The sequence below is a fragment of the Angustibacter speluncae genome (assembly GCF_054777815.1).
Genome location: NZ_BAAHAF010000054.1, coordinates 103573 through 113470, shown reverse-complemented (window position 1 = coordinate 113470; position 9898 = coordinate 103573). Strand labels below are relative to the sequence as shown.

Annotated in this window: 9 protein-coding genes; 1 reads left to right on the top strand and 8 read right to left on the bottom strand. The window is 71.8% G+C overall.

Features of this window, described 5'->3' with window-relative positions:
- Window positions 1-141: 141 nt before the first annotated feature.
- From ACYVKY_RS06550 to ACYVKY_RS06520, 7 genes are read right to left on the bottom strand one after another with little or no spacing between them, the layout of a single operon-like run.
- Window positions 142-1365: an MFS transporter gene (locus ACYVKY_RS06550; protein WP_460434164.1), complete on the bottom strand. Its 1224-nt coding sequence runs from the start codon at window positions 1363-1365 to the stop codon at window positions 142-144.
- Window positions 1366-1423: 58 nt separating this feature from the next.
- Complete coding sequence (locus ACYVKY_RS06545; protein ID WP_460434163.1) at window positions 1424-2860, bottom strand: aldehyde dehydrogenase family protein; 1437 nt, start codon at window positions 2858-2860, stop codon at window positions 1424-1426.
- A 30-nt stretch (window positions 2861-2890) separates the two neighbouring features.
- Complete coding sequence (locus tag ACYVKY_RS06540) at window positions 2891-3868, bottom strand: alcohol dehydrogenase catalytic domain-containing protein (RefSeq protein ID WP_460434162.1); 978 nt, start codon at window positions 3866-3868, stop codon at window positions 2891-2893.
- A 46-nt stretch (window positions 3869-3914) separates the two neighbouring features.
- On the bottom strand, window positions 3915-4874 hold the full coding sequence (locus tag ACYVKY_RS06535; RefSeq protein ID WP_460434161.1) for a cyclase family protein: 960 nt from the start codon (window positions 4872-4874) through the stop codon (window positions 3915-3917).
- Window positions 4871-5665 (bottom strand): shikimate dehydrogenase family protein, encoded by a 795-nt coding sequence (locus ACYVKY_RS06530; RefSeq protein WP_460434160.1) that lies wholly within the window; start codon window positions 5663-5665, stop codon window positions 4871-4873. Before ACYVKY_RS06530 ends, ACYVKY_RS06535 begins: the two co-directional genes overlap by 4 nt.
- Complete coding sequence (locus ACYVKY_RS06525; protein ID WP_460434171.1) at window positions 5662-7041, bottom strand: FGGY family carbohydrate kinase; 1380 nt, start codon at window positions 7039-7041, stop codon at window positions 5662-5664. Before ACYVKY_RS06525 ends, ACYVKY_RS06530 begins: the two co-directional genes overlap by 4 nt.
- Before the next feature lie 8 nt (window positions 7042-7049).
- A complete protein-coding gene (locus ACYVKY_RS06520) occupies window positions 7050-7982 on the bottom strand; it encodes a 2-deoxy-5-keto-D-gluconate 6-phosphate aldolase domain-containing protein (RefSeq protein ID WP_460434159.1) in 933 nt (310 codons plus the stop codon).
- Between the two features lie 266 nt (window positions 7983-8248).
- Between ACYVKY_RS06520 and ACYVKY_RS06515 the strand changes: the two genes are divergently transcribed.
- Window positions 8249-9043 carry a DeoR/GlpR family DNA-binding transcription regulator gene (locus ACYVKY_RS06515; RefSeq protein WP_460434158.1) on the top strand — a complete coding sequence of 265 codons (795 nt, stop codon included), beginning with the start codon at window positions 8249-8251 and terminating at the stop codon, window positions 9041-9043.
- A 23-nt stretch (window positions 9044-9066) separates the two neighbouring features.
- Here the strand turns inward: ACYVKY_RS06515 and ACYVKY_RS06510 are convergent, their stop codons facing one another.
- Window positions 9067-9894: a CoA-transferase subunit beta gene (locus tag ACYVKY_RS06510; protein ID WP_460434157.1), complete on the bottom strand. Its 828-nt coding sequence runs from the start codon at window positions 9892-9894 to the stop codon at window positions 9067-9069.
- Window positions 9895-9898 lie beyond the last annotated feature (4 nt).

Sequence of the window (9898 nt, the reverse complement as noted above, 5' to 3'; positions counted from 1 at the left end):
CCGGCACCGTCCTGCTCGCCGACGGCTTCTCCTGCCGCACCCAGGTCGCCGACCTCGCCGACGCACCGTCCACCACCCTCGCCCAGCTCCTCGCCTCCCGCCTGCCCTGACCGTCCGCCTACCCGATCAAGAGCGTTCGTCTCACGGAACAGGTGGTGCGATCGACGCAGGTGGGCGACTGATCTCGGCACGACGTGAGGACATCACCACGAGCGCGATGCCGGCGGCCGCGGCCACCGAGCCCGACGAGCACAGCATCACGAGCGTCCAGCTCCATGCGCCGGATGCGTCGAAGAGCATGCCCGCCGTCATTGGGCCGGCAGCGCCGAGAAGGTATCCCGTGCCCTGCGCGAACCCACCCAGCGACGCCGCCTCGTGCTCGTCGGCGCTCATCGTGACGAGCAGGGTGATCCCGAGCGGGAAGAGCAGCTGGCACGCACCTGCGACGCAGACCCACACCCAGATCCAAGCCGTTGTGGTCGGTCCGATGACGAGAGCGGCGTTGCCGACGCTGGTGAGTGCGCCCGCGACCACAGCCAGCAGGGCCGGGCGGCGCATGCGTGTGGCGAGGGCGGGGACGAGTACAGCGAGTGGCAGTCCGAGCGCCGAGTAGAGCCCGAGCAGCAGCGAGGCCTGGCTCACCGACCACCCGAAGGTGCCGGTGAGGATCTGCGGCAGCCAGGCGAAGAAGGCGTACACGTTGAACGTGGTGACGCCGTACAACATCGCCAGGGCCCACGCGCGCCCGCTCAGGAGAACGCCCGCGCGGCGGGTCCGGCGTGGCTTCGGCGCGACGGACCGCGGCTCACGACCCTGGGACCGGAAACGCAACCAGATCACGGGCACAAGGGCGAGGGCTACGAGGACCGCCCAGGCCGACACCGACAACCGCCACGTCCCGAGGTCCGCCAGCGGCGCCGACAGCAGCGGCGGGACGAACGTGCTCATCGACATCACGACGAAGCACACCATCGTGACCGACTGCACCCGGTGCGGGAAGTAGCGCTTCACCAGGGGCGCGACCATCACGTTGCCGACGCCGATGCCCAGGTAGATCGTCAGACTCAGTGCCAGGAAGGGCTCGAACGACGATACAGCGGCGCGTCCGGCAGTGCCCACCAGCATGGCCACCAGAGCCGCCAGCGTGGGGACGACGACACCCCGCCTCCGTACCAGCCCGGGGGTGAGGAACCCCGCGAGCGCGAAACACAACACGGGGACGGTGCTGAGCACGCTGTAGTCGAGTGCGCTCATCCGCAGCGCGTCGCCGAGCTCGTCAGCGATTGGCGCCAACGAGGCCACTGGCGTCCGCAGGCAGGCCCCTACCGCGATCAGGGCGACGAACGGGAGCAGGCCCCCTCGCACGACGCCCGGCGTGGCAGGGGTCCGGTCGGGTGCCTGCGGCGCCCGACCGGTCCCCAACCTACTCGGCACCCAGGTACACGGCCTTGGTCCAGCTGTAGAAGTCGAGGGCCTGGCTGCCCTGCTCCCGGTACGCGTTGTTCGACGAGCCCTTGACGCCACCGAAGGGGACGTTGAGGTCGACTCCGCTGGAAGGCCGGTTCACCTTGACCACCCCGACCTGGATCCGGTCCACGAACTTGGCGATCGAGGAGAGCCGCTGCGTCACCAGGCTGGCGCACAGCCCGAACTCGGTGTCGTTGGCGAGCTCGATGGCGTGGTCCTCGTCGCGGGCGCGCAGCAGACCCACCACCGGGCCGAACACTTCCTCGCGCGCGACGCGGTGGTCGGGCGCGACGTCGCAGAGCACGGTCGGTTCGAACAGCAGACCGTCGCGTCCGCCTCCGGTGAGGACGGTCGCGCCCTCGTCGACGGCCACCTCGACGTACTCCGCGTCGGTCGCGACCTGCGCCTGGCTCACCACCGGGCCCATCCGCACGCCGTCGGTCAGTCCGTTGCCAGGGGCGTAGTCACGGGCGCGCTCGACCAGCGCCTCGGCGACGGCGTCGTGGATCCCGGGCGTGCAGATCACCCGGCTGGTCGCGGTGCAGGCCTGCCCCGTGAGCCCGAAGGCGCCGGCGGCGATGATGTCGGCAGCGCGTCCCGGGTCGGCGTCGTCCAGCACCACCACCGGGTTCTTGCCGCCCATCTCCAGCTGCACGCGCACGCCTCGCGCGGCCGCCAGGCCCTCGATCCGCCGACCCACGGCGTTCGACCCGGTGAACGACACGGCCCGCACCAGCTCGTGCTGGACGATCGCCTCGCCGACGACGGAGCCCTTGCCGTGGATCAGCGTCAGCACGCCGGGCGGCAGCCCCGCCTCGACCAGCGCGTTGGCCAGGTGCATCGTCGAGACCGTCGTCAGCTGAGCGGGCTTCATCACGACGGCGTTGCCGACCGCCAGCGCCGGCGCGAGCTTCCACGCCGGGATGGCGATGGGGAAGTTCCACGGGGTGATCAGGCCGACGACGCCGAGCGCCTCCCGCCTCGTCCACACCTGGGTGTCCGGGACGCCGGACGGCAGGGTCGACCCGTCCGCGCGCCAGCACTCCGCGCCGAAGAACGCCAGGACGTCGGCCGCGCGACGTACCTCACCGGTGGCCTCGGCAAGGGTCTTGCCCTCCTCGCGGGTGAGGTCGCGCGCGATCTCGTCGACTCGGCCGCGGAGCAGGTGCGCGGCGTCGGAGAGGACGGTGCCGCGCGCCGGCCCGGTCATCGACGCCCAGGACCGTTGCGCCGCCGCCGCGGATCGGACAGCCCGGTCGACCAGGGCCGGGTCGGCCGCGGCGACGATGGCGACGGTGTCGGCGGGGTCCGCGGGGTTGACCCGCTCGTCGACGGGATCGTCGTCGGTCCACTCGCCCCCGACGAGGTGGGTGATGCGGTGCGTGGTCGTCATCGTTCCTCCGGCTGAGGTGGGGGGTGGGTGCTAGCGGGAGCGGTTCGGGCGCACGAGCACCTTCAGGGCGCCCTGCGAGCGAATCAGGTCGAGAGCCTCCGGGAAGGACTCGAGCGGAACGTCGTGCGTCACCAAGGGCCGCACCTGGTCGCCGATCCGGCCGAGCAGGCGTACCGCCCGCTCGAACGAGCTCTGCACCGCCATCGACCCGAGGATGGTCAGCTCGTGCCAGTTGATCCGGTGCGGGTCGAGGGAGACGGTCGACCCTGGCGCGGCCACCCCCATCATCAGCAGCGTGCCACCACGTCGCAGCCGATCGAAGCCTTGCTCCATCGCCGCGGGAACGCCGGTCGCGTCGACGACGACGGCTGCGTCCGACCCGGGCAGGGCGGCGGCGTCTGCCACGACGGGTAGGCCGAGTCCGGCCGCGACCTCGCGTCGGGCCTCGGAGCGTTCGACCACGTGCACGTCGGTTCCTTTGTGCCGCAGAACGACCGCCGTCAGCAGACCGATCGGCCCGGCACCCCACACCACCGCGTCGGTCCCGATCGCAGCGCCGAGGCGGTCCACACCGTGCAGCACGCACGCCAGCGGTTCGGCGAGCAGCGCCACCTCCCACGGCATCGACGTGGGCACCCGGACGCATGACGTGGCGCGCACCGCGACCTGCTCGGCGAAGCCGCCGGGGAACCGCGATCCGTGACCGCCCTTGTCCGGGCACAGGTTCGGCCGCCCGCCGAGGCAGTGCTCGCAGTGTTCGCAGGAACGCGAGGGATCGACCACGACGCGGTCGCCGACAGCCAGCCACCTGACGCCGGCGCCGAGCGCGACCACCGTGCCGCCGAACTCGTGCCCCGGGGTCGCGGGGAATCTCACCAGCGGGTTCCCCCCGGAGACGGTGTGCAGGTCGGTGCCGCACACACCGCACCCGGCCACGTCGAGGACCACCTCGTCCTCGCGCGGCGTCGGCTCAGGCACGTCGGCCACGTGAAGCTGGTCGGCCGCCACCAGCTGCACCGCTCGCATCAGCAGGTCCTCCTGTTGTCCGTCGGGGTCACTTCAGGGCCAACGCGTTCGCCGGCGAGCCGGCACCGCCCGGCGTGTGCAGCGGTGCCGCGCAGAACATCCCGTCGAAGCGGCCGTCCTCGGCGCAGTCGCGCGCGAGCTGCTCGAGGTCGAACAGCTCGCCGACCGCGAACCCGAGCTTGGGGATGAGGCGCAGGTGGAGGAAGCCGTCGTCGTGCGACTTGTCGAACGGCATCGACTCGAGCGCCGGGCAGTCGGAGGCGACTGCGGCGACCCGGTGGTCCCACAGCCACCGGGCAGTGTCTTCCGCGGCGTCCAGCCCCGGGGCGGGGAACAGCCCCGCGCCGCCGAGCCGTTCCCGCTCCTGCACCGGCAGTGCCCGGTACCAGGCCAGCCAGCCTGTGTTCACCAGCAGGACGTCGCCGGGCAGGACCTCGACCTCCTGCGCGCCGAGCACCTCGTCGAGCAGGTGGGTGGTGATCGAGAACGACGTCGACGGGTCGAGCGGCGTCCCGGCGGCCGCGAGGTGGCCTGCCACGTCGGCCAGCACGAAGCGCGCGGCGATGCCCCGCGCGGCCCACTGCTCGATGCCCAGCGCCGGGGCGTCGGGGTCGGTGACGGCGGCGACGTCGTGGCCGTTGTAGAAGCCGTGCTGCGGGTGCTCGACGTGGCACAGCGCGTCCCACTGGCTGGATGCCTGGGGGTAGAAGGAGTCGTAGTAGTCGTCGTACCCGCCGCCGTCGAGCGCGACCCGGTGGTGGGCGGGTGCGCGCCGCCCCAGGATCGGCGGCCCCGGCTCGGTCACCGGCAGGTTCAGCGAGAACACGGCACCACGCCGCACCCCGCTCGCGGCGCGCGCGACCGCGTGCGGGGTGAGGAAGTTCAGCGTGCCGAGGTCGTTGTCGAAGACGCCCCACGACGTCCCCGGAGGCGTCCCGGTCGCCAGGAGCTCGTCGTAGGTCGGGACCCCGTCGCGGTCGGCGCTCATCGGGCGTCGACCCCCAGGAAGTCCAGCGTGCGGTCGAACTGGGCGTGCAGCATCAGCAGGCCGGGGTGCGTCAGGCACCCGCGCTCGGCAGCGGCCCGCAGCAGCGCGGTCTCCGGCGGCGCCATCACGGCGTCGGCCACGACGACCCCCTCGCGGAGCACGACGGGGTCGACCGGCAACGCGTCGTCGGCACCCATACCCAGGCTGGTGCAGTTGACGACCAGGTCGAACTCGACCGCGCCCTCGCGCAGCACCGCGTCGCAGTCCGGGTAGGCCGTGCGCACCTCGTCGGCGATCGCGGCCGCCTTGCTGGTCGTGCGGTTGGTCAGCTCGAGCCGGCCCACGCCGCTGTCGGCGAGGGCGAAGGCGACGGCCCGCGCGGTGCCTCCGGCGCCCGCGAGCAGCACGCGCGCTCCGTCCAGCACGTGCCCGGCGTCGAGCAGGCTCTGGGTGAGCCCGAGCCCGTCGAACTGGCCGCCGACCAGGCGCCCGTCGGGGTCGCGGCGGATCACGTTCGTCGCCCCGCACAGCCGCGCCATCGGGGTCAGCTCGTCGACGATGGCGGTCATCGTCTCCTTGTGCGGGATCGTCACCCCCACACCGGCCAGGCTGCGCCATGCCCGGAACGCCGGCGCCATCGACGGCAGGTCGTCGGGCGCGACGTCGACCGGGACGACGACGACGTCGACCCCGCGCTCGCCGAGCAGCCGGTTGAAGACCTCGGGGGCGCGGACGTGACCCATCGGGTGGCCGATGTGGGCGTACACGCGGGTGCGGCCGGTGATCGTCATCGTGTGCTCCTGGGTTCGGCGATGGGAGGGAGGTCCTGGCGTGAGGAGTACACCCCCGCGGCGAGACCGGCCAGCAGGGCGGCGCCGCGGGCTCCGCACTCGTCGACATCCGGGACGTGGAAGTGGCCGAGCTCGCGTGCGCGGACGGCGACGAGACCTGCGTTGCGCAGCCACCCACCTGCCGCCACCAGGCGCGGGTGCGCGCCGTCCGGTGCGGTCAGGGCGTTCAGGGCAGCGCGAGCGTTGCGGCTGGCGTGCACGACCGCAGCCCACCACACCGCCCGTGCCGCAGCCAGGTCGGTGACGGCGGCGGCGACGGCCGCACCGACCTCGCCCGTCCGGCGCAGCTCCTGCCAGTCGGGTCCGAAGAGACGTGAGACGACCGCGCCGAGCGCCGTCGGGAGACCGACGAGCACGTGCTCCTGCTCGGTCGCGGAGGGTGCTCCCTCGGCGGCCACGACGTCGGGGCGGGCGAAACCTGCCTCCTCCAGCGCGTCCAGCAGGACGTTGAAGCGGTTGCCCGTACCGAGTCCGGCAAGCGCGATGCGGTCGTCGACGTCGAGGCCGAGGCCGACGTTGATCGCCAGCGACCTGAGTCGGGAGACGGTTGACACGTCGAGATCCGCACCATGACGGGCGATCTGGGTCAGCACTGCCTCTCCTGTCCCGATCGAGTCGAACACGTCGGCCGCGCCGTAGGCACCCGCGCCGATCGCGGCGACGACGTGGTCGTGTCCGGCCACGGTCAAGGTCGCGCCAGCGGCGACGCCCTCCCTGACCACGCCGGCTGCGGTCCCGGCTGCGACGACCTCGTGGGGTAGCGCGTCCTCGACGCCGGCCCACGCGACCAGCTCCTCGTCCCAGCCGCCGCGGACGACGTCGACGAGGCCCGTACGTGAGGCGAGTGAGCGCTCCTGCACCCGCTCCCCTCCGAGCAGCTGCACGGCCTGTTCGGGCAGCCCGCTCCAACCGGCGATCGCTACCCCGGTGTCCCGCAGGCGACGCAGACGGACGGCCGTGGCCCGGGACAGGTCGATCAGTCCGGTCCGGGCGAAGGCCGACGCGTCCGGCTCGGCGGCGGCGTCGTGGTCGCGCTCGTTCCACGCCCGGGCCGGCAGCACCTGCGCCGAATGCGTCCGCACGAACACGGTCTCGGCCATCCCTGTGACCCCGACGCCGACGACCTGTCCGGCGCCGTGCTCTGCCGCGCACTCGTCCACCAGGCTCCGCACCGCCTGCCCGAAGGCGCCCGGGTCCAGCTCCCCGTTGCCGCTCGACCGGCTCCACGGGGTGGGACGACGCACGCAACCGATCGGGCGACCGTCCACCCCGAAGGCGCATGCCTTGAAGGAGGAGGTGCCGAGATCCACTCCCATGAGCGTGGTCACGCGCTGCGGCCTGCCCTCACCGCCGTCGGCTCCCGACCGAAGGCCGCGACCAGCTCGGCGAAGGAGCGAGCCATCTCCTCGACTGCGGCCTCCTTGGTCAGAGTGCCCTCGAGCAGACCCGCGAGGGGCCTGTGCCATACAGTGCGCCCGATGGCGAAGCCCGAGAACCCGGGAACCGCAGAAGCGTTCGCCAGCCACTGGTGCACGGTGGCGGGCGACTCACCGCTGCCGAGGACGATGCAGCGCACGTGCCCGCGGTCACCGCTCATGGCTTGTTCTGCGACCGCAGCCGTGTCGTCGACCGTCGCCAGGCCCTCGACCTTCCACAGGTCCGGCTCGATGCCCGCCTGCTGCATCTGCGCGATCGACTCGACGAGCAGAGCAGGGAACAGCCGGGTGCGGAAGACGCCCCTGTCGTCCCCGCACTCACGCAGCTGCTCGGCGGTCGGGGTGACCAGCACCTCGAGCAGGTAGTCGCGGCCCTGGGCGCGCGCGAGGTCACCTGCTCGGCGCAACAGCTCGAACTGCGCTTGCTGCCGGTCCTCGGCGTCGTCGGGGTTGTGGAAGACCAGGACCTTCACCGACTGCGGGTCGTCACGGGCGAACCGCTCCTCGTAGTCGTCCGGGTACTGGAACTGCAGGGAAGGTGTCCGGCTGGCCTCGATCGGCATGGCCACGTACAACCCCTGCCGCCGCGCCCGCTGGGCGGCCGAGCCGCCGTACTCCTCGTCGACCAGGAACGCCAGCGAGCGCGCGGGCACCTCCCCCGACAGCACGCCCAGGGCGTCCAGCACGGTGTGCTTGGCGTGCACCAGGTCCTCGGTCGTCGCGCTCGGGTAGAGGTCGCGCAGGACCTGACGGTGGTCGAAGGCGAGCATGTAGAGCGGCTCCGGCGCGCGCGTGCGCGTCGGTGCGTCGTCCGGCGTCATGGGCGGAAGGCTCCTCGGGCGGTCGGGTCCGATCCAACACAGCGACAGGACTTGTGGTTGTGTTGGAATCCAAACGTTACCACAACACTGGCTCTTCGCGGCTGGACTCCTTTGTGCGACAACGCCAACCGTGCTCCGCTCCGGCTCGGCGTCGGGAGCGCCGGCGGCGCGGAACAGCTGGGTGCTGACATCGTCAAGCGCCTCACGACGTGCAGTAGCATGCGTTTGCAGACTGACGCACAGGCCGAGCGCACCAGGGGGCACTTGTGGCCAAGCACACCGGCACCACGGATACCGGCACGTTCTCCGTCGAGCGACGCGCGCGCATCCTCGACCGGCTCCGGGCCGACGGGAGCATCACGGTCGCCGCCCTCGCCGCGGAGTTCGACCTGTCGACCGAGACGATCCGTCGCGACCTGATCAGCCTCGAGCGGGCCGGCAGCCTGCGTCGTGTCCACGGTGGCGCGGTGCTGGAGACCCACCGCGGACTCGTGCCCGACGTCAAGCAGCGCGCGTCGCTCATGACGTCGGAGAAGGCCCTCATCGCCGAGGCCGCTGCGGCACTGGTGCCCGTGGCGGCCCTCGTACTCCTCGACGGAGGTACCACGGCGAAGGCACTCGCCGAGGTGTATCCGCTCGACCGGGCCACCACGGTGGTCACGCCCTCCCTGACGGTGGCCACGACCCTGCTCGAGCGACCGTCCGGTGTCGTGCACACCCTCGGCGGTGAGGTCAGCCCGCGCACCTGGTCCGAGGGCGGCTCCTGGACCGTCCGAGCACTGGAGAACATCCGGGCGGACATCGTGTTCCTGGGGTGCTCCGGCTTCTCCGCCGAACGCGGCGCGACCACATCGGACCAGGTGGACGGGCAGGTGAAGCGGGCGATGGTCGCCGCGGCCCGCCGCGTCGTCGTGCTCGCCGACTCGTCCAAGATCGGGTCGCAGCACCTGACGACGTGCGCGGAGGTCGACGAGATCGACGTCCTGGTCACCGGCCGCAACGCAGACGCAGACGAGATCAGGAAGGTTCGCGCGGCCGGCCTGACAGTCCACCTGGCCTGACAGGTCGCCTCGATCCTGCCGGGTCAGTGCGTCAGCAGGATCCGACGGGGGTCGATCACGTCGCGGATGAGGCGCAGCTCCTCCGCGGTCGGCGGCACCGTCGTCGGCACCTCGTCGTCCACGCGCGGCGAGAAGGTCATCTCCGCGAGGACCTCGTCCATCGTGGACGTGGCGTGCACGCTGAGCACCTGCATCTCCTTGGTCTCCTCGTGGAAGCCGAAGATCGCCTTGTCGGTGATCACCCGGCTCGGCCCTCCGGGACGCAGGCCCGCGTCGGTCCGCGTGGTGCCGCCGTCGAGGTGCCCGACGCTGGTGACGAAGTCGACCTTCTCCACGAAGGTGCGGCGCTTCAGGTCCGTGAGGATGAGAGGCCTTCGGACATAGGCGAAGTGGTCGGTCTGGGCGAGGCACCCGATCAGGCGGACCTTGGGATTGCGGTAGTCGCCGATCGCGGTGATGTTGAGGTTGCCGAAACGGTCGACCTGCGGCGCCGAGTCGAACGAGACGTCGAACATCCCCCGGGACAGCATGTCGTTCTTGTCGCTGCAGTTGTGCAGCTGCGCCGACGTCGGCCACACCGTGAGGTTGTGCTGCGTCAGCTGCTCCGGGATCTGCCTCAGGTCGGGGCTCAGCAGGTTGTTCCAGTAGATCGACAGATGCGGCGCGTGCGTCTCCTGGGCCAGGCGCGCTGCGGCGATGGGGATCCCGCAGGCGAGGGTGAACGCCCGGCCTGCCGTACCCACGCCGATGAAGATCAGGTCGCCGTCCTGCAGCTCGCGCGCGGCGGCGACCACCATCAGCTCGTTCACCGAGTACCCGGTGCCGTGCTCCACGTTGTCGTCGGTCGTCATCGTG